The following is a 24,555-nucleotide window of genomic DNA, read 5'->3' as shown; positions in this document are numbered from 1 at the left end:
GCGGTCTAAAGTCCTTTGATCAAATCCCGATAATCTTCGACCGCCGCGAACTCCGCCGTGTCCTTCGGCCCCTTGCGACTGTCCGGTTCCTTCACCGCCAACAAATGCGCTACGCCGTAATCCCGTGCACTGCGCAGGATCGGCAAGGTGTCGTCGATGAACAGGCTGCGTGCCGGATCGAAACCGATGTCGGCCTGCAAAGCATCCCAGAACTGCGGGTTTTCTTTGGGGAAACCGTAATCGTGGGAACTGATCAACCGCTCGAAGTACGGCGCCAGTTCAACCCGCTCCAGTTTCAGCGACAACGAATCGCGGTGCGCGTTGGTGATCATCACCACGCGTTTTCCGGCACGGGTGATCGCAGCGAGAAAGGTGTCGGCATCGGGGCGCAGGGCAATCAGATGGGCGGTTTCCAGCTTGAGTTCGCGTACTGACAGCTTCAACTCCGCGCTCCAGAAATCCAGGCAATACCACTGTAATTGACCGGCATGGCGTTCGAACAACGGCTGCAACTCCATTTCCGCCATGGCTCGGCTCACACCGTGCAGTTCGGCATAGCGCTGCGGCAGGTGTTCCAGCCAGAAGTGGTTGTCGAAGTGCAGATCCAGCAACGTACCGTCCATGTCCAGCAGAACGGTATCGATGTCGGACCACGGTAATGAAGGCATGGCAACGTCTCGAACGGTAGAAAGATATCCGACGCAAACTATCGGAAAAGCCGCGTTATAGTAGCGCGTTCACGCCAAGGAGCTTTGCATGCGCCAGAAACCAACCGTACTTGCCCGGGAAATCGTCGCCACCAGTCGTCTGTTCTGCGTCGAAGAGCTGAAGTTGCGCTTTTCCAACGGCGTGGAGCGCACTTACGAGCGGCTGGTGGGCAAGGGCGCAGGTTATGGCGCAGTGATGATCGTGGCCATGCTCGATGCCGAGCACGCAGTGCTGGTCGAGGAGTACTGCGGCGGTACCGACGAGTACGAACTGTCCTTGCCCAAAGGTCTGATCGAACCGGGCGAGGATGTGCTGGCGGCGGCCGAGCGTGAGCTCAAGGAAGAGGCAGGCTTTGGTGCGCGGCAACTGGAGCACCTGACCGAGTTATCGTTGTCCCCCGGCTATATGAGTCAGAAAATCCAGGTGGTGCTGGCCAGCGATCTGTACGAAGAGCGACTGGAAGGCGATGAACCGGAGCCGATGCGGGTGGACAAGGTCAACCTGCGGGATCTCTCTTCATTGGCTCAAAATCCGCAATTTTCCGAAGGTCGTGCCCTGGCGGCGTTGTACCTGGCCCGCGATCTGCTGACCCAGCGCGGCTTTTTCCAGTCATGAGTGAGATGTCAATGATTTTTCCCCATCCGATGATGGCACCGGTGGTTGAGCTGGCGTTGCGGGCCGGCGAGGCGATCCTGCCGTTCTGGCGCGCCGATGTGGCGGTCACCGCCAAGTCCGATAATTCGCCGGTGACCGCGGCGGACATCGCCGCGCATCATGTGATTGTCGCCGGCCTGACGGCCCTGGACCCGAGTATCCCGGTGTTGTCCGAAGAGGACGCCGGCATCCCGCAAAGCGTGCGCGCCGGCTGGCAGCGCTGGTGGCTGGTGGATCCGCTGGATGGCACCAAGGAATTCATCAGCGGTAGCGAAGAGTTCACCGTGAACATCGCCTTGATCGAAAATGGCCGCGTGGTGTTCGGGGTGGTTTCGATGCCGACCAATGGACGCTTCTACGTCGGCGGTGCCGGGCTGGGTGCCTGGCGGGGCGATACGGGCGGCACGCCGGTGGCGATTCAGGTGCGTGACGTGCCTGGCCCTGGCGAAGCATTTACTGTGGTCGCCAGCCGCCGTCATTCCAGCCCGGAACAGGAACGCCTGCTGGCCGGTTTGAGCGCAAGCCTCGGCGAGTTGCAACTGGCCAACATCGGCAGTTCGCTGAAATTCTGCCTGCTGGCCGAAGGAGCGGCGGATTGTTATCCGCGACTGGCGCCGACCTCCCAGTGGGACACGGCGGCGGCGCAAGGCGTGCTGGAAGGCGCGGGTGGCGAGGTGCTGGGTTTGAACGGTGAAGCGTTCTGCTACCCGGCGCGGGAGTCACTGCTGAACGAGTTCTTTTTGGCGCTGCCGGCAAAAGCGGCGTGGCGTTCGAAACTGCTGGAACTGGCCCGCTCCTGAGCCCATTTCCATATCCTCAGCGGTGCAGCACGTACTGCCCGCTGAAGGTCACCGCATCCTCATCGCTGCCCGCATTGACGATCCGTGTCTGCAGGGTCAATCGAGCCCGCCCGTAACGCTGATACATCGCCAGAAATTTCTTCCATACGGCTGCATCCGGCGCCGGACAAATCGCGATGGCATCGCCGGTCACCGGCAACGGATAACTGATCTGTCCCTCCTGGATCACGATGTGCCCGTCGGTGATGCCTTCCTCCTTCAAGCGCAGATGCAGCCAGCCCCAACCCGCCAGCACCGCGCCGCAATACAGACTGCCGCCGAACATGGTGCTCTTGTGATTGACGTTGGCCTCAAGCGGCAAGTGCAGGCGCAGTTGCTGTTCATGCCAGTCGAGCACCTTGAGGCCCATGTCCCGGGTCAGCGGGATGTCGTGATGGAGGACGGATTCAAGATATTGGCTGTCGTGCTTCATTCGGATTCGTCTCCATGGTTGCTGCTGTCAGCGAAGTTCAGTCCATGCTTGCGCAGTTTGTCGTGCAGGGTCTTGCGCGGAATGCCCAGCGCTTCGGCGAGACTGCGCACCGAACTGTGCGAGCGGGCCAGTTCGGCGGCAATCAATGATTTTTCGAAATTTTCCACCTGTTCGCTGAGGCCCGCGCTCGTGACTTCGGTGGTCAGGCTGGCACCCTCTGGCTGAGCGTTATCGAGCGCCAGTTCCAGGCCAAGGGCGAAACGCTCCGCGGCGTTCTGCAATTCCCGCACATTGCCCGGCCATGTGTGGCGCAGCAGCAACGCCCGTTGCGCCGGTTGCAGTTCATGGGGCGGCAAACCGTGTCGGGCGCTGGCTTCGTCGGCATAGTGCTGGAACAGCACCAGAACGTCCTCACCCCGTTCGCGCAGCGGCGGAATACGCAGCGGTGCCACGTTGAGCCGGTAATACAGGTCTGCGCGGAAGCGGCCCTGGTCGGCGGCCTGGCGCAGGTCTTCCTTGGTCGCAGCGATGACGCGTATATCCAGCGGGATCAACTGATTACCGCCCAGGCGTTCGACGACCCGCTCCTGCAGCATGCGCAGCAGTTTGACCTGCACGTCCATGCTCATGCTCTCGATTTCATCGAGAAACAGCGTGCCGCCATTGGCGAATTCGAACTTGCCGATCCGGCGCTTCTGCGCGCCGGTGAAGGCGCCGGGCTCGTGGCCGAACAGCTCGCTTTCGACCACCGACTCGGCCAGCGCGCCGGCATTGATCGCCACGAACGGGCCGTTACGCCGGCTCGACAGGTCGTGCAGGGCACGGGCCACGACTTCTTTGCCGGCACCGGTTTCGCCGAGGATCAGGACGTCAGCCTTGGTCGCGGCCAGCGCGCCGATCTGCTCGCGCAGGCGCGCCATCGGGGGCGACTGGCCGACCAGTCGCGCGCTCAGTTCATTGCGGTCGCTCAGGGCCATGCGCAGGCTGCGGTTGTCCAGCACCAGGCGCCGCAGGGCCAGTGCGCGGCGCACGCTGTCGAGCAGGGCGTCGCTGGCGAAGGGCTTTTCGAGGAAATCGTAGGCTCCGGCGCGCATGGCCTGCACGGCCAACGGTACATCGCCATGTCCGGTGATCAACAGCACGGGGAGTTCGGGATCCTGAGCGTGCAGTTCGTTCAATAACTCAAGACCGTCCATGCCGGGCATGCGGATGTCGCTGACCACCACCCCCGGCCAGTCACGCTCCAGTTGCGCGGCCAGCCCCTTGGCTTCGGACAGCGGAAGGATTTTCAGACCGGCCAGATCCAGCGTCTGGCACAGGGCCTGACGCAGGTGCGGATCGTCGTCGATCAGCACCACCTGAATGCGGTTGTCGATGGTCATGCACTTCGATCCTCGGACGGTTGCAGGCTGACTCCGGGCGCGCCGGCGCGCAGCCGCAGGGTAATCAAGGCGCCACCTTGCTTGTGGTTGGCGAATGACAGTTCACCGCCGAAGGCGCGCATCAGGGTTTCGCAAATGGCCAGACCCAGCCCCAGCCCCTGAGTGCGGGTCTTGGTGGTGTAAAACGGCTCGCTGGCGCGGCCCAGCGCTTCCATGCAGAAGCCAGGGCCGTTGTCGCGAATGTACAGATTGACGCCTTCTCCGGTGGATTCGGCACTCAGCCACAATTTGCGCGGTGGACCTTTCTCGGTCAGGGCATCGAGGGCGTTGGCCAACAGATTGCCAAGGACCTGACGCAACCGGGTTTCCCCGGCCTCGACCCACAGCGTTGCGGCGGGCAGATCGCGGATCAGCTCGACGTCCATGCTCCGGCGCCGTTTGGCCAGCAATGCCAGGGCATCGTCCAGCGCCGGCTGCAGGGCCACGCTTTCCGGGGCATGGCGATCACGGCGGGCGAAGGCGCGCAGGTGAGCGATGATCGAGGCCATGCGCCCGGTCAGTTCACTGATCAGTTTGAGGTTGCCGCGAGCGTCATCGGTGCGCTGATGATCGAGCAGCACTTCGGCGTTTTCCGCATAACTGCGGATCGCCGCCAGTGGTTGATTGAGCTCGTGGCTGATGCTTGCCGACATGGTGCCCAGTGCCGACAGTTTGCCGGCCTGTACCAGATCGTCCTGGGCACGCACCAGTTCCTGCTGGGCTTGTTCGCGTTCCAGCACTTCCTGTTTCAAACGCCGGTTTAGCCCCTCCAGATCGCTGGTGCGTTCGGCGACCCGACCTTCAAGTTCACGCCGTGCCTTGGCTTCGAAGGCGATCCGTTCCAGATAGTGGCGGCGGCGCTGCATCAACAGTCCCAGCAACAGCATCACCACCAGCAGCGTGGCGCCGCCGACAGCCACAACGGTGCGTACCGGACGGTCGATCAAGGTGCGCGGAGCAAGAATACTGACGCTCCAGCCGGTTTCTTCGATTTCCCGGGTCTGGGTCAGCCAGGCGGTCGGGCTGAGATTCAGCGGGCGCGGCGAACGGGTCGGATACGGTTGTATGGCAGTGATCGCCGACCGTTCGTCGTCGTTCAACGGGCGAGTCGAGCGGAATCGCCATTCCGGGCGTGACGTAAGGATGACCACGCCATTGTGGTCGGTTACCAGCAATTGCTCCGGGGTTTTGCCCCACAGGCTTTCGGTGTGGTCCAGATCGACCTTGATGACCAGTACGCCAATGATTTTTTCACCGTTGCGCACGGCCGCCGCAAAGAAGTAGCCGCGCTTGGCGGACGTCGTGCCAAGGCCGAAGAAGCGCCCCAGCCGCCCGGCCATCGCCTCGTTGAAGTAGGGCCGGAACGAGAAGTTGCGCCCGACGAAACTGTCATGCTTGTCCCAGTTCGAGGCTGCCAGCGTCTTGCCGCTGGTATCCATCAGGTACATGACTTCGGCGCCGGTCTGGGCGGCAATGTTTTTCAGCAGGCGATTGGCGTTGCCCTGTGTGACACCATCGTCCGGTGCACCGATGACCGCCCGCAGGGCCGGCAGGTCGCCGAGGATCTGAGGCAGCACTTCGTAGCGATGCAGGGTGCCCAGCAGGTTGGCGACGTAGAGGTCGAGGGTCTGGCGATTCTGACCAATGAGTTCGCTGCGGTAATAGCGTTCGGCCAGATGCTGCAGCGGCCACAGCAACGGGGCCAGACAAAGGGCCAACAAGGCGAGGCTGCGCCAGCGGGGGCGGCGGGGGAGGGTCGGAGTCATGAGCATCGGGCGCCTGTGGATACAGGCGCATTATGCCTAGGCCTGAAGCACTTCAGGAAAAGACGTCGGCATCCTTGAGCAAGGCCGCTGCCTGATCCTTGGCGGACAGTTTCGGTGCTTCGTCCAGTTGCCAGTCGATGCCCAGATCCGGGTCGTCCCAGCGAATGCTGCGCTCGGCGGATGGGGTGTAGTAATCGGTGGTCTTGTAAAGGAATTCGGCGAATTCGCTCAGAACCACGAAACCATGGGCGAAGCCTTCCGGCACCCACAACTGACGGTGATTGTCGGCGGACAGACGTACGGCAACCCATTTGCCGAAGTGCGACGAGCTGCGACGGATATCGACGGCCACGTCGAGCACTTCACCGGCCGTGACGCGGACCAGTTTGCCCTGGGTGTTTTCCAACTGGTAATGCAAGCCACGCAGGACGCCCTTTTGCGAGCGGGAATGGTTATCCTGGACAAATTGTGTATTCAGGCCGGTCGCGTCCTGAAAAGCCTTGGCGTTGAAGCTTTCGTAAAAGAAACCGCGTTCGTCACCAAATACCTTGGGTTCGATGATCAGAACACCGGGCAGGTCGGTGGTGATTACATTCATGAAAATTTTCCAGTGGCTGATGTGAATGGCCGACATTCTTGCGCAAAGTGCCGGTGGGCGCGAGTGCAGACTTGCAAATACGCCCGACGCACACGGCGCGGGGGACGGATGGTCGGGGGGTTGCTTATCCCCCGAAGCAGTGGCGATATAGGCGCCTAATAAAATTTCAGGGGTCGTTCCATGTCGTTCGCCACGTTGATTCATCGCGCCAGTCTTCCCGGCCCACAGGTCACCGCCGAGCAGGCGCTGCATGTGCTGGAGCAGTATTACGGCTTGAACGGCACGTTGCAGGCACTGGGCAGCCAGCAGGATCTCAACTATCGCGTGGACAGTGAGCGTGGACGGTTCGTGCTGAAGATCTGCCGGGGCGATTATTCGCTGGTGGAGTTGCAGGCTCAGCATGCGGGCCTGAAGTATCTGGCCGAACACTGCGATGTCCACGTTCCCCGGGTCATCCCGGCCAACGACGGCCAGGACCTGTTGTCGCTGGAGATCGGCGGTGAAGCGGTGCACGTGCGGCTGCTCGATTACATCGAAGGTCAGCCGCTGACCGCGCTCGATCATCTTGGCCACGAAGTCGTCGCCGGATTCGGCCGGCTCTGCGGCGAAATGGACCTGGCCCTGACCGGGTTCGACCATCCGGGACTTGAACGCACCTTGCAGTGGGACGCGCGCCACGCCAGCGCACTGATCGAGCATCTGCTGCCGGTGATCGAGGATCAGCACCAGCGCGCACTGATCGCCGAAGCCGCGCAGCAGGCCGGGCGCCGTCTGCAACCGTTGCTGGAAAAACTGCCGGTGCAGGCGATCCACATGGACATCACCGATGACAACGTGGTCTGGCAGCGTGATGCCCGGCGCCACTGGCAGTTGCAGGGTGTCATCGATTTCGGTGATCTGGTCCGCACCTGGCGCATCACCGATCTGTCGGTTACCTGCGCGGCGTTGCTGCATCACGCCGGGGGCGATCCGTTCGTGATCCTGCCGGCGGTGCAGGCCTATCACGCGGTCAATCCGCTGCAACACGAAGAATTGCAGGCGCTGTGGCCGCTGATCGTGATGCGGGCGGCGGTGCTGGTGCTCAGTGGCGAGCAACAGGTCAGCATCGACCCGGGCAATACCTACAGCGGCGACAATCTTACTCATGAGTGGGAGATTTTCCGGGTTGCCACATCGGTGCCACTGGCGCTGATGGAGGCGGCGATTCTCTCGGCGGTGGGGCAGGTATTGCCGGCCATCGACGGTGAAGGTTTCGCACCGTTGTTGCCGGGTCTGGTCGGGCGCGAGTTCGCGCTGATTGATCTGGGTGTATTGAGCGCGCACTTCGAGGCCGGTAACTGGGAGCAACCGGGAATCGATCAACGTCTGTTGAACGAGGCAGCCGCCATTCACGGTCTGGCTGCCAGTCGATACGGGCAATACCGTTTGTCCCGGACCCGGCCTGACAGCGCCGATGAGCCCGAGACGTTCCCGCTGCACGTTGAGTTGCGCGTACCTCAAGGGACAGCGGTCGAAGCGCCGTTTGCCGGCGTGCTGCATCTTTCGGCCGACGGTGCGCTGCGACTCGACGGCCCGCAACTGAGCCTGTGTTTGCGGGGCGTGACGCCGTCGTTGCATGGCGGTGCGGCGCTGGTCAAAGGCCAGGTGCTGGGATCGGTGGACGGCCCGTTGATTGTGCAACTGGTCCGCGATGCGCATCTGGAGGCCCCGCTGTTCTGTACGCCGACCCGCGCGCCGGCGTGGCAGGTGCTGTCCCCTTCGCCGGCAGCACTGCTGGGCCTGGCCTGCGACGCCGAGCCGGAACTGGACGCGAAAACCCTGCTGGCGCGCCGCGACGCCAGCTTCGCCCGCACTCAAAAACACTATTACGTCGATCCGCCGCGTATCGAGCGCGGCTGGCGCAATCACCTGATCGACATGCAGGGCCGCTCCTACCTCGACATGCTCAACAACGTCGCGGTGCTTGGGCATGGTCATCCGCGCATGGCGGCGGTCGCGAGCCGACAGTGGTCGCTGCTCAACACCAATTCGCGGTTCAACTATGCAGCGGTCGCCGAGTTTTCCGAGCGTTTGCTGAAACTGGCGCCGGAAGGTATGGACCGGGTGTTCCTGGTCAACAGCGGCAGCGAGGCCAATGATCTGGCAATCCGTCTGGCCTGGGCCTACAGCGGCGGGCGCGACATGCTCAGCGTGCTCGAGGCCTATCACGGCTGGACGGTCGGCGCGGATGCGGTGTCGACCTCGATCGCCGACAACCCGCAGGCACTGAGCAGCCGCCCGGACTGGGTGCACCCGGTGACCGCACCGAACATCTATCGGGGTGAATTCCGTGGCCTCGATTCGGCACCGGACTATGTGCGCAGCGTCGAACACAACCTGGCCAAAATCGACGAACAGAAACGGCAACTGGCCGGGTTCATCTGCGAGCCGGTCTACGGCAATGCAGGCGGGATCTCGCTGCCGCCGGGCTATCTGAAAAAGGTCTATGAACTGGTGCGGGCCCGTGGCGGCGTGTGCATCGCCGACGAGGTGCAGGTCGGTTACGGCCGTATGGGCCACTTTTTCTGGGGCTTCGAAGAGCAAGGTGTGGTACCGGACATCATCACCATGGCCAAAGGCATGGGTAATGGCCAGCCGCTGGGCGCGGTGATCACCCGTCGGGAAATCGCCGAAGCGCTGGAGGCCGAGGGTTACTTCTTCTCGTCCGCCGGCGGCAGCCCGGTGAGCTGCCAGATCGGCATGGCGGTGCTGGATGTCATGGAAGAAGAAAAGCTCTGGGAAAACGCCCAGGTCGTCGGCGGGCACTTCAAGCAGCGGCTGGAGGCGTTGATCGATAAACATCCGCTGGTCGGCGCAGTGCACGGTTCGGGGTTCTATCTGGGGGTCGAGCTGATCCGTAATCGGCAGACACTCGAACCTGCAACCGAAGAAACCACGTTGCTGTGCGATCGTCTGCGGGAGTTGGGAATCTTCATGCAGCCGACCGGCGATGACTTGAACATTCTCAAGATCAAACCGCCGATGGTCACTTCGCGCCAAAGCGTGGATTTCTTTGTCGACATGCTGTCGAAGGTGCTGGAAGAAGGCCTCTGAGCCTGTGGGGGGCCGATTAATGCCGATTTCTATCGGCATTAATCGGTAAAAACAAAAGCTGTCATTTGCTTTTAGCTTTTAAAGTCGATATTTATCGCTTATAAAGTCGTCATCGTCCGTCGTTCAATCCTGTTCGGCGCGTTGAACAACCTCGACCGTTCCCTGGAGTCCTGATTCGACATGACCACCTTGAAAAGTACCCCACGCGCCGATGGCTTCTACATGCCGGCCGAGTGGGCGCCGCACACCCAGACCTGGATGATCTGGCCCGAGCGTCCGGACAACTGGCGTCTGGGCGGCAAGCCGGCGCAGGCCGCCCACGCTGCGGTGGCCAAGGCTATTGCACGTTTCGAACCGGTGACCGTTGCGGTGTCCGCCAGCCAGTACGAAAACGCTCGTGCACGTCTCGACGTACCGAATATCCGCGTGGTCGAGATGTCCAGCGATGACGCCTGGGTTCGCGACAGCGGCCCGACTTTCGTGATCAACCACAGCGGCGAAGTGCGCGGTGTGAACTGGGATTTCAACGCCTGGGGCGGTTTCGACGGCGGTCTGTATTCGCCGTGGAACCGCGACTCCCAGGTTGGCGGCAAGATTCTCGAGATCGAACGCAGCCCGCGTTACCGCACCGAAGGCTTCGTACTGGAAGGTGGTTCGATTCATGTCGATGGTGAAGGCACTGTGATCACCACCGAGGAATGCCTGCTCAACCGCAATCGTAACCCGCACCTGAACCGCGAAGAAATCGAGGCGGTATTGCGTGACAACCTGTCGGTGGACAAGGTCATCTGGCTGCCGGACGGTCTGTTCAACGACGAAACCGATGGTCACGTAGACAACTTCTGCTGCTACGTGCGTCCGGGTGAAGTGCTGCTGGCGTGGACCGACGATCGGCAGGATCCGAACTACCCGCGCTGCCAGGCTGCGATGAAGGTGCTGGAAAGCAGCACCGACGCCAAGGGCCGCCCGTTCACAGTGCACAAGATGCCGATTCCGGGACCCTTGTTTGCCACCGAAGAAGAATGCGCGGGCGTGGACCCGGTGGACGGCACTCAGGAGCGCAACCCGAGCGTGCGTCTGGCCGGTTCCTACGTGAACTTCCTGATCGTCAACGGTGGCATCATCGCGCCAAGCTTCGACGACCCGATGGACGCTCCGGCCCGGGAGATCCTGCAGAAGCTGTTCCCGCAGCACGAAGTGGTGATGGTGCCAGGCCGCGAACTGTTACTGGGTGGCGGCAACATTCACTGCCTTACCCAACAGCAACCTGCTGCGCACAAAGAGTGAGTGCGGATGTAACAGCTTGAGTTGATTGGAAAAACGACCGGGCAGTCATTTGTTGCCCATGCTTGAAGAGAAACCCGCAGCCCGTCAGGACTGCGGGTTTCTTTATGTCCGCTGGTCGACAATTTCATTACGTTGGCATAGCTCTTGTATCGATCACGACGCACTAGGGAGGGGGGAGAACTTCAACAGTTCTGTCATAAACCTTGGATAACTTAGCCGCTCACGAACGGGGAGAGAGCGCTGACATGAACGCCGAAGTGAACGTAATCAGCGAGCGGACGTTGCATCCCATGGCTGTAAATAGTGAGTCGCTCCAGATTGTCGCGCACTGGTTGAAGTCCAATGGAACGCGTCAGATCAGGGAACCTGATCCGCGCCGGATGATGATCGAGCGTTACCCCGCTGGCCTGTTCAGCGAGGCCGAACTGGACGCACTTTGGGATGTGATGGAAGGATAAGAAGAACAGACAAGGATTGTAAAAAGCGCTGCCGGGATGGCAGCGCTTTTTTTATGGGCGCGAATCAGAAGCTGTAAGTGCCCGTCATGACCAGGCTGCGCGGCGCGCCAGGCTGGATCTGAAAGGCGCTGGTGGCCGAGGCGTAATACTCGCGGTCGGTGATGTTGTTCAGCGCCGCACGCAGGTCCCAGTCCTTGTGGCGGTAACCGACCAGCGCGTCCCAGCGACCGTAACCCGGTAACACCGTGGTGTTGGCGTTGTCGGCGTAACGCTGGCCGACCAGGGTCAGGCCGGTTTCGCCGTACCAGCCCATTTCCGGTTTCCAGGTCAGGAACAGGCTGCCGTTGTGTTTGGCCACGTTGTTGACGCGTTTGCCCTCCAGACCGTTGTTGTCCTTCTCGATGGTCGCGTCCTGTACGCCGACACCACCGCGCATGTACCAATTGCCGACGATCTTGCCGGTGCCGGTCAGTTCGATCCCGCGCGAGCGTTGCAGGCCACTGAGTACGGTCAGGGTCGGGTCGTTCGGATCGGTGGTGCGACGGTTGTAGAGCTCCAGCTCATAGATCGCCAGGGTGGTGCTCAGGCGATCGTCGAGCCAGTCGCTCTTGACCCCGATTTCCTTCTGCTTGGTCAGCTCCGGGCTCAGGTCGTTGGTGTTGCCGGCCGCACCTGGGGTGATACCGATCAGACCGCCGCCGACCGGCGAAAACGTCTTGGTCCACGATGCGTAAAACGAATGGTTCTGCAGTGGTGTCCAGACCACGCCGAAACGCGGGCTGGTGCTGTGGCTGTCGCGGTCTTCAGAGATATTGCGCAGCTTGTTGGTCGACTCGATGTCAAAGGTGTCGTAGCGCAGGCCGGCCAGCAGTTGCCATTGATCGTTCAGGCGCAGTTGATCCTGAACATAGATCGCACGGCTTTCGACTTCGGTATGGCTGCTGCTCGACACCTGCATGCGCCCGGTGTGGCGCTGGTTGCGATCCGGATTGTATAGATCAAGCGACGGCACCGGCTGAGTGCCCCGGCCGGTAGCCGCGTTGTACAGCCTCGGGTCGCGGCGCTGGCTGCCGGTTTCGATCCCGGTCAGCAGACGATGCTCAAGGCCGAAGGTGTCGAATCCGCCTTCCAGTTCGACGTTGTTGTAGACGTTGCGGGTGGTCAGGTCCTGTTGCCAGTGCTGGCGGGTGACCTTGTTGGTTTTCGCGTCGAAGCCGGTGAGGTAGGTGTTGTCGAAATCGCTGTCGAGCTTGAACACGCCGAGGGTGTGGCGCAGCTGCCAATTGTCATTGAGTTCATAACTGAGTCGGGATCGCAGGGATTGCGTCTTGTCGTCGATGAAGTCGTGATCGTTGCCGTAAGTCGTGCCCCGACCGACGTCGGCCGGGCGCCCGCCAATTCCGGGAATGCCGCGATCCGGGGTGCGGTTGTAGCGGCTGTATTCGTATTGCACCAGCCAGTTCAGGTCAGGGGTCAGTTGCCAGCTTATCGACGGTGCGAACAGTTTGCGGTTGCCGCTGACGCCGTCGCGGAAGCTGTTCTCGTCCATGTTGCCCATGTTCAGGCGCAGGCTGATGTTCTCGCTCGGGTCGGCGCTGAGGTCGGCGTACAGACTGCGCAGGTCTTCGCTGCCGCCCTGGGCCTCGATGGTCGAGCGGCGACCGGCCTCGGGTGCCTTGCTGACACGGTTGACGATCCCACCCTGGCTGCCGCGGCCATACAGCACGGCCGCGGGGCCCTTGAGCACTTCTACGCGTTCGATGTTGTGCAGATCGCGCTTGTATTGGCTGTCGTCGCGTATGCCGTCCAGATAAAAGTCATTGCTGGCGTCGAAACCACGGATGCGCAGGCTGTCGAAGCGTGTGTCGCCTCCGCCGCTGACGTTGGGAATCCCGCTCAGGGCGTCTTCGATGTCATTGATGCCGTAATCCGCGACGTTGACGGTCTTGATCGAATCAATCGCCTGGGGCACATAGCGTACCGGGGTGGAGGTACGGGTCGCGGTGCTGCTGACCTTCACACGCGGATCATCGATCTGCGACTCGACGCTGATCGACGTGGCGGGAAGCTCGGTCGCGGAGTAAGCGAAACCGGAGGACAAAAAGGCAGAAAGCCCAAGCGTGACGGGCGTGAGACGGAACGGGGCAGGCATTGAAAAGCGCATCCGAAAGGGTGGAAGAATTCGAGCGCGCGAATGGTAATGCTTTGCATTTGCTTCCGTTAATTATTCTGGAAAAGTTCCGCGGTTTGATTGTGTCATTTTGTTTCTGGTCTGTTTCAAGACTGTCACAGACTGACAGCAACGATATTCGACCGATTGGCGAAACAGACTGAAAGCCATTCCGGCGTTTTTCCGCAACCGCCGAGGGACTAACGTGGCTGCCAACGATTTCCCGGAGTTTTCAGATGATCCTTCACTACATTTACGACCCTCTGTGCGGCTGGTGCTACGGCGCCAAACCTTTGGTCCAGGCCGCACAACAAGTGCTGCCGGTGATCGCCCACGCGGGCGGCATGATGACCGGTGCCAACCGTCAGAGCGTTTCACCGCAACTGCGCAATTACGTGATGCCCCACGACCGACGCATTGCCGAGTACACCGGGCAGCCATTTGGCGAAGCCTATTTCGAAGGCCTGTTGCGTGATCACACGGCGGTATTTGATTCCGCGCCACCGATTGCCGCAGTCATGGCAGCAGAAAACATCGATGGGCGTGGCCTGGAACTGCTGGGTCGTTTGCAAACCGCACACTATGTAGAAGGCCGGCGAATTGCCGATGAGGCCGTGCTGGTGGAATGCGCGGTAGCACTGGGCTACGAGGCGGACACTTTCCGCAAGACACTGCAGGCAACCGACACCGATCAACATATAAAGAACAGCCGAGCTTTGTTGGCGAAACTCGGTGGCCAGGGCTTTCCGACCTTTGCGCTGGAACAGGACGGCCAGTTCACCCTGATCGATATCGGTCCGTGGCTCGGCAAACCGCAGGCGTTTGCACAATGGTTGAGCGAGTCGATTCCGTCGGTTCCCGACGCGCAAGCCTTGCCGGTCTGTGGCCTCGACGGTTGCGTGTGACAGGGCATCAAAATCACTTATTACTGGCGTTTCCCTGCACGCAGTCATCGAAAAATTTACTTTTATTAGACGATTTTTGCCTATTTAAAGACGATTCTTGAAATTGACACATTGTTCAGGGCGCGGCTACGATTCGGCCCAACGCCTGTGGCTAACCGCCATGACACAAAATCAGGAGCAGGCCCGCCATGACATTGTCTTGAGCGGGTCTTTTTGTTTCGGGGTGAATAAAAGAGTGCATCAAGCGCCGTTTCAGCCGTTCGACACAGCGCGTTTCAACCCGTAATAAGGAAAACAAAATGTTGAACAAGCGGATCAGTCTGATCGCATTGGGGATGTTGAGCGCCACTCAGGCCATGGCTAACGACCAGGCCGAGTCCAAGGGTTTTGTTGAAGACAGCAGCCTCAAAGTGCTGTTGCGCAATGCCTACATCAATCGTGATTACAAAGACGGCAAAAAGGACAAATCCGAGTGGGGCCAGGCGGCCATCGGTACGTTCTCCTCCGGCTTCACCCAGGGCACCGTCGGTGTGGGTGTGGACGCATTCGGTCTGTACGCACTGAACCTGGAGCGCAGCGAAGATCGCAGCGGTGCAGGTGGTATCGACTTCTTCAAGAAGGGCGACAGCGGCAAACCGGCGGACGACCTGTCCAAGGGCGGCGCAGCGGTCAAATTCCGTCTGTCCAGCACCACCCTGACATATGGCGACCAGATGCCGTCCCTGCCGGTGCTGAACTACGACAACTCGCGTCTGCTGCCGGAAAGCTACACCGGTACCCTGATCACTTCCAAAGAGATCAAGGGCCTGCAACTGGATGCCGGTCGTTTCACCGCCGAATCGCGCAAAAGCGCTGAAGGCCGTGACAGCGGTGGTCTGAAGTCGATCAACGTGTTGGGCGGCAGCTACCAGTTCACTGAGCAGTTCAAGGCTGCGCTGTACGCTTCCGATGTCGAAGACGTGCTGAAGAAGCAATACGTGAACGCCAATTACGTGTTCCCGATCGACAAGGATCAGTCCCTGACCCTGGACTTCAACGGTTATCGCACCAAGCTGGACAACTCCTACGTCCGCGAAAACGGTGTGACCGGCGACGACAACAAGATCTGGAGCCTGGCAGCGACCTTCGCCACCGGCCCGCACTCGTTCACCGTGGCGCACCAGCGTTCCACCGGCGACAGCAACCTGGGTTATGCCTACGGCGGCTACCAGAAAGGTCAGGGTCGCGTAGGTGACGGTGGCAACACCATCTACCTGGCCAACTCCTACTGGTCGGACTTCAACGCTGAAGACGAGCGCAGCTGGCAACTGGGCTACGGCCTGGACTTCGGTGCATTCGGCGTACCGGGTCTGAGCTACAACTTCGCTTACGTGCGTGGCGACAACATCACCACGTCCACCAGCGAAGGCGGCACCGAGCGCGAGATCTTCAACCAGTTCAAGTACGTCGTGCAGAGCGGCCCGGCCAAGGACCTGAGCGTGAAACTGCGCAGCTCGATCCTGCGTGTATCGCAGAAATCCAGTGAGTACAACGTCAGCGGCAACGAAGTGCGTGTGTTCGTGGATTACCCTATCAACGTTTTCTGATGATCGGCTGAACCCGCGAAACGCGATAAAAACCCCGATTGGTTCGGGGTTTTTTTTTGACAGTTTTTCTGAAAAAAGTATAAAAACCCGCGTTTTTGTCATTTGAAATGCACTTTCAGGCCGTTTCAAATCGCGCTTCAAACAGCGCTTTAAATGCCTGAAATTCTTTCTCATGGACGCAAATTCTCCACCTAATAGATTAGGCCGCTCAATGCAGCGGAGAATTTGGTAATGATCGTTTTAACCAGAGAAGTGGGCGAATCGCTACGGCGCGACAAGTACGCCAATGTGCAGGGTGCTGACTTCAATCTCTACGGTCATTTCGCCGACTTCGTCAGACTGACCAAAAGTTGGGAAAACATGGAGCCTGACAACTACTACGGTCAGGCCGATGCCGGCATGCGTTACCGTCGCTACAGCGACTTCGAATACAACCCCAAGACACGCGAACTCAAACAGCTGGAACATCGTGCGTACGTGCAGTCCAAGGCCAACAACAGCTATGTGGGCGGCGTGGTGCGGCACTTCCAGGACTTCTCGGACGAAGTCATCGGCTCGCCGGTGATGCGCAGCCTGATCGACACCGATTTCGAAGTGTACAAAAACGTGCTACCGGAAGAGTTGCACGATGAAATCTGGCAATGCCAGATCCACCAGATCCGCATCGAGATCAAGCCCGGCAAACAACTGGAAATCACGCCGGAGGGCATTCACTGCGACGGTTACCCGTTCAGCGGTGTGCACTTCTGGGGCCGCAATAACGTCGAGGGTGCTGAAAGCCGCCTGTACGACATTCACGAGCAGCAACTGGCGTCGACCACCTACCAGGAAATTCTCGACACCACTTACTTCCTCGACCGCGACATGCGCCACTACGTGACACCGGCGCGCAATACCCATTCCCATGCCATGGCGTATCGGCAGATTCTGGCGATTTCCTTCTCGCGGCCCGGGACCGCTTTCGACATTGTTCGCTAATCAGATCACCCAAATAGACGGCGTCGAATGCTCGACGCCGGTGGTGCTGCGGCGCGCGACGGCCAAGGACGCGCAGCGCATGGAGCGTTTCTTCCGCCAGTTCGACGAAGTGTCATTCTGTGAATGGCAGGACGCCAAATGCCTGCGCGGTGTGCTCATCCAGAAAACCACCACGGCCTATCTCGCCCTCGATGTCGAAGGCGAGATCGTCGGTGCGGTACTGGGCGGCATGCTCGGCAGTCGCGGCACCATCAACCATCTGGCGGTCAGCTTGCGCTTTCGCAGTCAGGGCGTGGGTCAACGTCTTGTGGAAGCGGCGTCGGCCGACATGAAACGGGTCGGTGTGCTGCGGATGTTCCTGTTCGTCGATGATGCTAACCTCGCGGGCAAGCGTTTCTGGGCTGCCCAGGGTTTTTGCGAGCCTCACGGCGAACGGACATTTGAGAGGGATCTATGAATGAAACATCCGGCAGTGCGCCGCTGATGGTCGAACATCAGCCGTCGCGCACGTTTGCCGAAGCCAGCCCGGTGGTGGCCGGTTATTTCACCGTGTCGTTCGTGTTCGGGCTGATGGCGGTCAACGCCGGGCTGCCGCTGTGGCTGCCGGTGGCCATGTGTCTGTTCGTGTATGCCGGGGCTTCGCAATTCGCCGCGCTGGCGCTGATCAGCAGCGGGGCGTCGCTGACCACCATCGTGCTGACTACCTTTCTGATCAACGCACGGCACATGCTGATGTCGGTCTACATGGCCAAGGCCCTGCGGGCGCTGGGCCTGAGCCGCATGGAGCGCTGGTGCTACGCCGGCGGCCTGACCGATGAGTCGTTCGCCTTCCACAGCGTCAAGCTCGGCACTGGCGCACCGGTGAACATCCGTTATCTGATCGGCTTCAACCTGTTCTGCCACACCTCCTGGGTGATCGGCGGATTGCTCGGCGCCCTGTGTGCGCAGTACGCATCGCATCTGATCAAATACCAGCTCGACTACGCGCTGACCGCGATGATGCTCTATGTGCTGGTCTCGCTGTGCAATACCCGCAACAAACTCATCGCCGCCCTGGCCGCTGTGGCCTGCATGGGCGCGCTGAGCCTGGTCGGCACTTCGCCATTCAACGTTTTCATCGCCACGTTTGTGGGCTGCGGAGTGGGTGTATGCCTGACCAGACGTTCCTGATTCTGGTGGTCGCGCTGATGATGGCCGTGACCTTCCTGCCCCGGGCTCTGCCGCTGCAGGTCAACACCGAGCACTGGCCGCCCTTCGTCGCCCGGGCGCTGGAATACCTGCCGGTGGCGATCGTCGCTGCGATCAGCCTGACACCCTTGTTGATCAAGGATCAGCACATACAGCTCGATCGCCCGGAATTCTATGCAGCGATTCCGACGTTGTTATGTGCGTATTTCAGCAAAAACCTCTTTCTCAGTGTGGCGGTTGGGACGGCCGCGTACATTGCGCTCGGCTCGTTCATGTAGGGGCAGATCGACAACCTCGTTCAGGGCCTTGCCAGACAGATCCGGATTGTTCACCGCCAGGCGAACTTCGAGGAAATCCTCGAACCCGGGGAAAATCGTCAGACCGTTCTTCTGCGCGGCTTCGCGCGAGACCATGCCGACGGCGTCCATCTGCGTGATCAGCGACAGGGTCAGTGTTTCGCTGCAGGAATAAATCGTCCGCTGACTGTTTTCGTGATTGCCCAGCCCGGCGTCGAGAAAACGCAAAAAGCTGTGGGAATATGGACAATCTTCTGCAGGACGCACCTGAAACTTGTTGCCCAGCAATGTCAGCGGATCGTTCTCCTGACCGCAATGAGCACCGACCACCTGTACCTGCACGTCCGGCAGGACAATGCTCGGCAGACCTGGACGCTGCGGACCGATCAGCACTGCGAGGTCGAAGTCCTCGTTCTTCAGCTTGCTGAGATTTTCCATCGACTCGGCGTAGCTGAATTCCATCTGGTAGTCGGGGAACACATCGATCAGGCGTCCGATCAGTCGCCGGTTGAAATCCGGGTCCAGCGTGGTGTTCAACGCCACTTTCAACGTGCGCTGTCCCGGCACCTTCAACGCCTCGACTTTCTCTTCCATCTGCCGCGTGGCTATCAGCACCCGATCCATGTAAGGCGTCAGCTCGGTGCCTTGCGGCGTCAGCGTCAGGCCCTTGTTGGAACGGCGAAACAAGCGGAAGCCGAACTGTTCTTCGACCTTGTTCAACTGCGCGGCCAGGGCCTGCACAGTCAGGCACGAATGCTCGGCTGCGGCCGACAACGAGCCGGTCTGCACGATGCGCATGAGGTTGCGTAAGGTTCTGCTATCCATGGGTAATGCCCTCTGAAGTGGGCTGGGTATTGTTGTGTACGTGACGGCCCGAACGGCTCCATTTGCCGGCTATATTCCTGTACCTGAGCATAGTTGTCGCGCAATTAGTAGCGAATTGATGTCCCCGCCGATGGCTGGAGGCTGACACAGGATCGGGTTTTTGGGTGACGCTAGAGTGATTGGGGTCAAAAAAAGTGCACGGTTTGGGTGCGTCAGCGATGCCAATTCATTACGCCACCTCACAAATGAAGTACCCCACCCCTACTTTTTCCCTTCCTGGCGCACACCTAAATTGAGCTCCAACACCTGACCATCATCCCGAGGGCAGGTCACTGGAGTAGTCGTCATGCCATTTGTCAGCGTACGCATCACCCGCGACGGTGTTACCCGTGAGCAGAAAGCTCAGGTGATCGCCGAAATCACTGAAACCCTGGAACGCGTCCTCAACAAACGCCCGGACCTGACCCACATCGTGATCGAAGAAGTCGACACCGATAACTGGGGCTACGCCGGCATCACCACCACCGAATACCGCCGGCAACTGGCGGAGCGGAATCAGTCCTGACTGCGCTCGTTGTCTAGTCGATCACCCATCAATCTGTTGAGGATTTCATCATGAGCCACTCGAAAAAAACCGTCGTTATCACTGGCGCCTCCCAAGGTCTGGGTGAGGGCATGGTCAAGGCCTTCCGTGAACTGGGCTACAACATCGTCGCTACTTCGCGCTCGATCAAACCGTCGAACGACCCGCAGATCCTGACCATCGCCGGCGACATCGGCGACCCGGCCACTGCTCGGCGCGTGATCAGCGAGGGCGTGGCACGCTTCGGCCGGATCGACACCCTGGTCAACAACGCCGGTATCTTCGTCGCCAAACCGTTCACTGCCTACACCCCGGATGACTACGCCACGGTGCTGTCGGTCAACCTCAATGGCTTCTTCCACATCACCCAATTGGCAATTGCGGAAATGGAAAAACAGGGCAAGGGCCACGTAGTCAACATCACCACCAGCCTGACCGATCACGCGGTCGATGGCGTGCCCTCAGTCCTCGCTTCACTGACCAAGGGTGGCCTGAACGCCGCCACCAAATCCCTGGCCATTGAATACGCAAAACGCGGGATTCGGGTGAACGCAGTATCGCCAGGCATCATCAAGACGCCGATGCACGGCGAGGAAACCCAAGCGGCACTGGGCGCGCTGCATCCGGTCGGACATATGGGCGAGGTCGACGATATTGCGCAGGCGGTGGTGTATCTCGATAGCGCGAACTTTGTGACTGGCGAGATTCTGCATGTGGATGGTGGGCAGAGTGCCGGGCACTGATTGATGTTGTTGAACAGCGCCCTTGCGAGACAGGGGCTCTTGAAATCGAGCCCGCAGAAACAACAAAGCCCCTGCATTTCTGCAGGGGCTTCGCTTTGTATGGTGCCGGCACCAGGAATCGAACCCGGGACCTACTGATTACAAGTCAGTTGCTCTACCATCTGAGCTATACCGGCGTGTGGGCGACGATTATAGCGACTGCGCGGGTTCTGTAAACCCCTGAATTCTGACTATTTTTGCGCCCTCTGCGAATCAAGCCCGGCGCAGGACGCTGCGCAGTTTTTGAACAGCTCGCCAGGCGCGGCTGTTTTGCATGGCGCGCAGGCGGGCTTCGGCGTCTTCGGCGCGTTGCAGGGCGGCCTCCAGTGCAGGGTCTACCGGGTGGGAGAGGTTGTGGCCTTTGCACAACTGGAAGTTGTCGAGGTTGCACGGTGGCAGGTCGAATGCGGGTTTGAGATCCATGTGCTCGCTGGCGAGGAAGAAGCTGTTGAGGCCGTCGAACAGGACGTTGGTGTAGCCGGCGTCGGTCACCAGGTGTTCCCAGGTGTGGTCGCGCTGCCATGGGGTTTCGATGAGGATGATCCATGGGCGGAAGCGGCTGAAGTCCATGCCGCGCAGCACGGTTTCTTCGTGACCTTCAACGTCGATTTTCAAAAAGTGGATGGGGCGGTCGCCGGCGTGCTCCTCGCAGATCGAGGTCAGCGTGCGAGCGCTGACGGTAAGGCTTCTTACGTCCATGCCGAGGTCTTTGCGTTCCCGAGCGACGACCGGGTCGGCGGTCGAAAGGCCTGTACCGGGGATGCCATAGAACGTCATTTCGCCCGGATGGTCGCTGGCCACGCATTGCAGGGTCGTGTCGCGGGGACGTTGCTGGCGCAGGGCGTCGTGGTAGTTCTGCATCGGCTCGATGTTGATGCCGCTCCAGCCGTGATCATAGAACGCCTTGGTGACCGAGTCGTGTGTCGGGTCGTTGGCGCCGACGTCGATGTAAAAGCCGTTCTCAAAGCACTTGAGGGCGCGCCACAGGCGGATGTCTTCGAAATTCTGTGCATAAGAGATGAACGTCACGGTGGCTCCCTGTCGATCGGTTTCTTTTTGTTATTCCGTGCCCCGCCGGCACGGTGTGAGCCTGTATAGCAAGGGTGGCTGGCGGGTGCAATTTCCCGTTCCCTGCGTCCGCGATTCGGCAGTTATGTCCTTTTGCTTGGAGGCTTATGCACAACGGGCTTCTAAGCAGACCGGCTCAGGCTGAATTTTGTGGACGGGTTCTCATTTGAAGTGCAAACCCCTGTTTTACCGGTTTTTTATTCATGTGAACAAAAAATGACCAGCGCAGCTGATGGCTTGAAACAGCCGTGGATATTGGATCCATGAGGAAATCATCAACAGAGTTATCCACAGGCTGTAAAGATTTAAGCGCGTTCGGCCAGCAGCAGGAAGTTACGCGGTGTGAGCGGCGCCTCGCAGAAGGTGCCGAGGCGTACGACGTATCCCTGCTCGGTGAGAAAAATTGCCCGATCTAGATTCAGCCAAAGCTCCAGTGGTCGTCGGAACAATCCGCGCAGCAATTCCAGGTTGCGAACTTCGGCCAACCTCTTCCAACCGGCGATTTCCAGCGCCGGCCAATCTTGCTCGCCGATTGTGGATAACTCTTTCAGCGCCGCCAGATCGCGGCAGAAGTCGGCGAACGGTTTTTCCAGCCATGCACTCGGCAAGGAGGGAGTCGGCAGGTATTTGTCGACGCCGCGCACTTGCCGTTGCAACAGATCGAAAGCCAGCCGGCGGGCCATTGAAGTGTCACGCTGGCGTCGGACGCGGGCACCGGCGGTGACAGTTTCGCTCATTGGCAGCGATAGATCTTCCAGCGAAAGCTGCAGGGTTGATCGCGAACCGGCGCAGGACAACGCCTGATATTCCGTGCGACTGATCCGGTTATAGCAACACGGTGCGATGGCCAACTGTTTGCAGCCTGCGGCGCTGGCCAGTTGCATCAACCGCACATGCAAGTCACCGCAAGCGTGCAAGGCGATGGGTGTGTGTTCGCTGTTCAGTAATAAAGCCGTGTCGGCTGCAAGCACATCCTGCTCGATATGCCGCGCCTGCAGGTGATGACGCTGACTCAGCGCCTGCCCGCTGCTGACCAGCGTCGGGTCATATTCCAGACAAGTGAGTTGCTGCCCAGCGCCGAGCAGACGTCGCCCCAAATGGCCTTTACCCGAACACCAATCCAGCCAGTGCCTGGGTTGCGAGGCGAACGACAGGCGGCTGGCGAACGCCTCGATCTGTTGCCATTTTCGCCCCGGTACATCGACATTCAGGCGATGGCCAGCAATATCCAGATCATGCGCAGGCAATTCACCCACCGCACTCAGTTCAATCGACAACGCTGCCAATGAAGCAAACGGCTCCGGCGCATCCAAAAGTTCGGCAGGGTTGTTGTGGGCGTTTTCCGCATCCTCCAGCGAGCGTCCACGTAGCCACGAAGCCAGCTCCGGGCAGGACGTTTCCCAAGGCAAATACAGATGAGTGAACGGGCGGGGTTTCCACAGCGCCTGATGCGCTGTGAGAAATGTATCCAGTGCCGTGAAACGGGCGAGTAAGGCCTCGCCCGTCAGCACGTAAGAAGCGTCAGCGTCCCTGGCACGCATCGACGCGCAGCCAGCGTTCCAGCAGTTTGAAACCGCGAACCAGTACGTAGGACATCACCAGGTAGAACAAGCCGGCCGCGAAGAAGATCTCCACCGGCAGGTAAGTGCGGGCAATGATCGTGCGGGCCATGCCGGTCAGCTCCAGCAGCGTCACCGTGCTGGCCAGGGCGCTGGCCTTGAGCATCAGGATCACTTCGTTGCTGTAGGCCGGCAGGCCGATGCGCGCGGCACGGGGCAGGATGATGTAGAAGAGCGCTTTCGGTCGGGACATGCCCAACGCTCGCGCCGCTTCGATTTCACCCGGCGGAATCGCCTGGATCGCACCGCGCAGGATCTCTGCAATATAGGCGGCGGTGTGCAGGGTCATGGTCGCGGTCGCGCACCAGAACGGATCGCGCAGGTACGGCCACAGCGAGCTGTTACGCACCGCGTCGAACTGCGCCAGGCCGTAATAGACCAGGAAAAGCTGAACCAGCAGCGGCGTACCACGGAAAAAGAAGATGTAGGCATAGGGCAGCGCGCGGACATACCACAGCTTCGAAGAGCGGGCGATGCCCAGCGGGATGGCCAGCAGCAGACCGGCGATGACGGCGATGGCCACCAGTTCCAGGGTCAGCGTCGCGCCCTGAGCCAGTTTGGGCAGCCACTTGATGATCACTTCCCAGTTCATTGAGCGCTCCTCGCGAAACCACGTGCGGCGCGTTTTTCCAGCAAGTGCATGCCGGTCATCGCCAGTACCGTCAGGCACAGGTACATGAGGGCGGCGACCATATAAAAGGTGAACGGCTGTTTGGATACGGTCACGCCAATCTGCGCGTGACGCATGATTTCTTCCAGGCCGATAACCGACACCAGCGCGGTGTCCTTCATCAGGATCATGAACAGGTTACCCAGACCGGGGAGGGCGATGCGCCACATCTGCGGCATGATCAATTTTGTGAAGATCCGCCATTTCGACAGGCCCAGGGCCACGCCGGCCTCACGATGACCCTTGGGAATGGCGAGGATCGCGCCACGGAACACTTCCGTGGCATAGGCGCCGAAGCACAGGCCCAGCGCGATGACGCCGGCGGCGAAGGCGCTGAGTTCCAGTTCGGGGTTGCCGAAGAATTCTCCGAGTGCGCGCATGGCGTTGACCGTACCGAAGTAGATCAACAGTACCCAGAGCAATTCCGGGACGCCGCGTACCAGGGTCGAATACGTGCCGCCAAGCCATTGCAGCGGCTTGTACGGGGAAGTCTTGGCCAGGGCGCCGAGCAGGCCGAGCACCAGCCCGAGGCACAGAGCCGTGAGTGCCAGTTTGACGGTCATCAGCGCGCCGGCGGCGAGCGCCGGGCCGAATCCGTAGAGGTCGATAATCATGGATTTCTTTTCAA

The 24,555-nt window shown here is 60.2% G+C and carries 24 protein-coding genes and 1 tRNA gene; 13 read left to right on the top strand and 12 right to left on the bottom strand.

All coding sequences use genetic code 11. From position 1 onward, the window contains the following. Positions 1-5 precede the first annotated feature (5 nt). A complete protein-coding gene (gene yrfG / locus ACK6BI_RS06400; protein WP_409316389.1) occupies positions 6-668 on the bottom strand; it encodes a GMP/IMP nucleotidase in 663 nt (220 codons plus the stop codon). Positions 669-756: 88 nt separating this feature from the next. Here yrfG and nudE point away from each other — a divergent pair, with 88 nt between their 5' ends. Together nudE and cysQ are read left to right on the top strand one after the other, a co-directional pair. Next, a complete protein-coding gene (nudE, locus tag ACK6BI_RS06395; protein WP_065257777.1) occupies positions 757-1,323 on the top strand; it encodes an ADP compounds hydrolase NudE in 567 nt (188 codons plus the stop codon). A gap of 5 nt (positions 1,324-1,328) precedes the next feature. Next, positions 1,329-2,162 carry a 3'(2'),5'-bisphosphate nucleotidase CysQ gene (gene cysQ / locus ACK6BI_RS06390; RefSeq protein WP_409316388.1) on the top strand — a complete coding sequence of 278 codons (834 nt, stop codon included), beginning with the start codon at positions 1,329-1,331 and terminating at the stop codon, positions 2,160-2,162. A 16-nt stretch (positions 2,163-2,178) separates the two neighbouring features. Here cysQ and ACK6BI_RS06385 read toward each other — a convergent pair whose 3' ends face one another. Genes ACK6BI_RS06385 through rfbC form a run of 4 tightly spaced genes read right to left on the bottom strand, consistent with a single transcriptional unit; the run spans position 2,179 to position 6,419 of the window. After that, positions 2,179-2,634, bottom strand: coding sequence for a YiiD C-terminal domain-containing protein (locus ACK6BI_RS06385; protein ID WP_409316387.1), 456 nt, complete (start codon positions 2,632-2,634; stop codon positions 2,179-2,181). Further along, the gene (locus tag ACK6BI_RS06380; protein WP_409316386.1) at positions 2,631-4,016 is read right to left on the bottom strand and encodes a sigma-54-dependent transcriptional regulator; all 1,386 of its coding nucleotides are present in this window, start codon (positions 4,014-4,016) and stop codon (positions 2,631-2,633) included. Before ACK6BI_RS06380 ends, ACK6BI_RS06385 begins: the two co-directional genes overlap by 4 nt. Further along, the gene (locus ACK6BI_RS06375; protein WP_409316385.1) at positions 4,013-5,821 is read right to left on the bottom strand and encodes an ATP-binding protein; all 1,809 of its coding nucleotides are present in this window, start codon (positions 5,819-5,821) and stop codon (positions 4,013-4,015) included. The genes ACK6BI_RS06380 and ACK6BI_RS06375 overlap by 4 nt, the downstream gene beginning before the upstream one ends. Positions 5,822-5,873: 52 nt before the next feature. After that, the gene (gene rfbC / locus ACK6BI_RS06370; protein WP_409316384.1) at positions 5,874-6,419 is read right to left on the bottom strand and encodes a dTDP-4-dehydrorhamnose 3,5-epimerase; all 546 of its coding nucleotides are present in this window, start codon (positions 6,417-6,419) and stop codon (positions 5,874-5,876) included. Positions 6,420-6,599: 180 nt separating this feature from the next. On the opposite strand from rfbC, the gene ACK6BI_RS06365 reads away from it, so the two are divergent. The 3 genes from ACK6BI_RS06365 (at position 6,600) to ACK6BI_RS06355 (ending at position 11,257) form a co-directional block, all read left to right on the top strand. Next, entirely contained in the window at positions 6,600-9,512 is a 2,913-nt protein-coding gene (locus ACK6BI_RS06365) for an aminotransferase (RefSeq protein ID WP_409316383.1), read from the top strand. 180 nt (positions 9,513-9,692) lie between these two features. Next, positions 9,693-10,799, top strand: coding sequence for an agmatine deiminase (aguA, locus tag ACK6BI_RS06360; protein ID WP_409316382.1), 1,107 nt, complete (start codon positions 9,693-9,695; stop codon positions 10,797-10,799). A 245-nt stretch (positions 10,800-11,044) separates the two neighbouring features. Beyond that, a complete protein-coding gene (locus tag ACK6BI_RS06355) occupies positions 11,045-11,257 on the top strand; it encodes a hypothetical protein (protein WP_065257771.1) in 213 nt (70 codons plus the stop codon). A gap of 64 nt (positions 11,258-11,321) precedes the next feature. Here ACK6BI_RS06355 and ACK6BI_RS06350 read toward each other — a convergent pair whose 3' ends face one another. Beyond that, on the bottom strand, positions 11,322-13,409 hold the full coding sequence (locus tag ACK6BI_RS06350) for a TonB-dependent receptor (RefSeq protein WP_409316381.1): 2,088 nt from the start codon (positions 13,407-13,409) through the stop codon (positions 11,322-11,324). A 254-nt stretch (positions 13,410-13,663) separates the two neighbouring features. Between ACK6BI_RS06350 and ACK6BI_RS06345 the strand changes: the two genes are divergently transcribed. From ACK6BI_RS06345 to ACK6BI_RS06320, 6 genes are all read left to right on the top strand, one after another. Next, positions 13,664-14,332 (top strand): DsbA family protein, encoded by a 669-nt coding sequence (locus ACK6BI_RS06345; RefSeq protein WP_409316380.1) that lies wholly within the window; start codon positions 13,664-13,666, stop codon positions 14,330-14,332. Between the two features lie 299 nt (positions 14,333-14,631). Then, entirely contained in the window at positions 14,632-15,918 is a 1,287-nt protein-coding gene (locus tag ACK6BI_RS06340) for an OprD family porin (protein WP_409316379.1), read from the top strand. Positions 15,919-16,149: 231 nt separating this feature from the next. Next, positions 16,150-16,896, top strand: a complete 747-nt coding sequence (locus ACK6BI_RS06335) for a 2OG-Fe dioxygenase family protein (RefSeq protein WP_409316378.1) — start codon at positions 16,150-16,152, stop codon at positions 16,894-16,896. A gap of 79 nt (positions 16,897-16,975) precedes the next feature. Then, positions 16,976-17,353, top strand: coding sequence for a GNAT family N-acetyltransferase (locus tag ACK6BI_RS06330; RefSeq protein ID WP_065257799.1), 378 nt, complete (start codon positions 16,976-16,978; stop codon positions 17,351-17,353). Beyond that, positions 17,350-18,066 carry an AzlC family ABC transporter permease gene (locus ACK6BI_RS06325; protein WP_409316377.1) on the top strand — a complete coding sequence of 239 codons (717 nt, stop codon included), beginning with the start codon at positions 17,350-17,352 and terminating at the stop codon, positions 18,064-18,066. The genes ACK6BI_RS06330 and ACK6BI_RS06325 overlap by 4 nt, the downstream gene beginning before the upstream one ends. Further along, a complete protein-coding gene (locus ACK6BI_RS06320; RefSeq protein ID WP_007952614.1) occupies positions 18,045-18,362 on the top strand; it encodes an AzlD domain-containing protein in 318 nt (105 codons plus the stop codon). Before ACK6BI_RS06325 ends, ACK6BI_RS06320 begins: the two co-directional genes overlap by 22 nt. Here ACK6BI_RS06320 and ACK6BI_RS06315 read toward each other — a convergent pair. Further along, a complete protein-coding gene (locus ACK6BI_RS06315; RefSeq protein WP_409316376.1) occupies positions 18,279-19,205 on the bottom strand; it encodes a LysR family transcriptional regulator in 927 nt (308 codons plus the stop codon). The genes ACK6BI_RS06320 and ACK6BI_RS06315 overlap by 84 nt on opposite strands. Before the next feature lie 346 nt (positions 19,206-19,551). Between ACK6BI_RS06315 and ACK6BI_RS06310 the strand changes: the two genes are divergently transcribed. Next, positions 19,552-19,770, top strand: coding sequence for a 4-oxalocrotonate tautomerase family protein (locus ACK6BI_RS06310; RefSeq protein ID WP_065257763.1), 219 nt, complete (start codon positions 19,552-19,554; stop codon positions 19,768-19,770). 50 nt (positions 19,771-19,820) lie between these two features. Continuing rightward, entirely contained in the window at positions 19,821-20,531 is a 711-nt protein-coding gene (locus tag ACK6BI_RS06305) for an SDR family NAD(P)-dependent oxidoreductase (RefSeq protein ID WP_409316375.1), read from the top strand. A 100-nt stretch (positions 20,532-20,631) separates the two neighbouring features. Here the strand turns inward: ACK6BI_RS06305 and ACK6BI_RS06300 are convergent. The 5 genes from ACK6BI_RS06300 to ACK6BI_RS06280 form a co-directional block, all read right to left on the bottom strand. Beyond that, positions 20,632-20,707: transfer RNA gene (locus ACK6BI_RS06300), tRNA-Thr, on the bottom strand. Between the two features lie 76 nt (positions 20,708-20,783). After that, positions 20,784-21,599 (bottom strand): FkbM family methyltransferase, encoded by an 816-nt coding sequence (locus ACK6BI_RS06295; RefSeq protein WP_409316374.1) that lies wholly within the window; start codon positions 21,597-21,599, stop codon positions 20,784-20,786. A gap of 344 nt (positions 21,600-21,943) precedes the next feature. Beyond that, complete coding sequence (locus ACK6BI_RS06290) at positions 21,944-23,179, bottom strand: methyltransferase (protein WP_409316373.1); 1,236 nt, start codon at positions 23,177-23,179, stop codon at positions 21,944-21,946. Continuing rightward, on the bottom strand, positions 23,160-23,849 hold the full coding sequence (locus ACK6BI_RS06285) for an ABC transporter permease (protein ID WP_409316372.1): 690 nt from the start codon (positions 23,847-23,849) through the stop codon (positions 23,160-23,162). The genes ACK6BI_RS06290 and ACK6BI_RS06285 overlap by 20 nt, the downstream gene beginning before the upstream one ends. After that, entirely contained in the window at positions 23,846-24,541 is a 696-nt protein-coding gene (locus ACK6BI_RS06280; protein WP_409316371.1) for an ABC transporter permease, read from the bottom strand. Before ACK6BI_RS06280 ends, ACK6BI_RS06285 begins: the two co-directional genes overlap by 4 nt. Positions 24,542-24,555 lie beyond the last annotated feature (14 nt).

The organism is Pseudomonas sp. KCJK9016 (assembly GCF_046231795.1).
In the GTDB taxonomy this organism is placed as follows: Bacteria; Pseudomonadota; Gammaproteobacteria; order Pseudomonadales; family Pseudomonadaceae; genus Aquipseudomonas; species Aquipseudomonas bananamidigenes.
The sequence above is the reverse complement of the archived record's forward strand: the minus strand, read 5'-3'. Positions and strand labels throughout refer to the sequence as shown.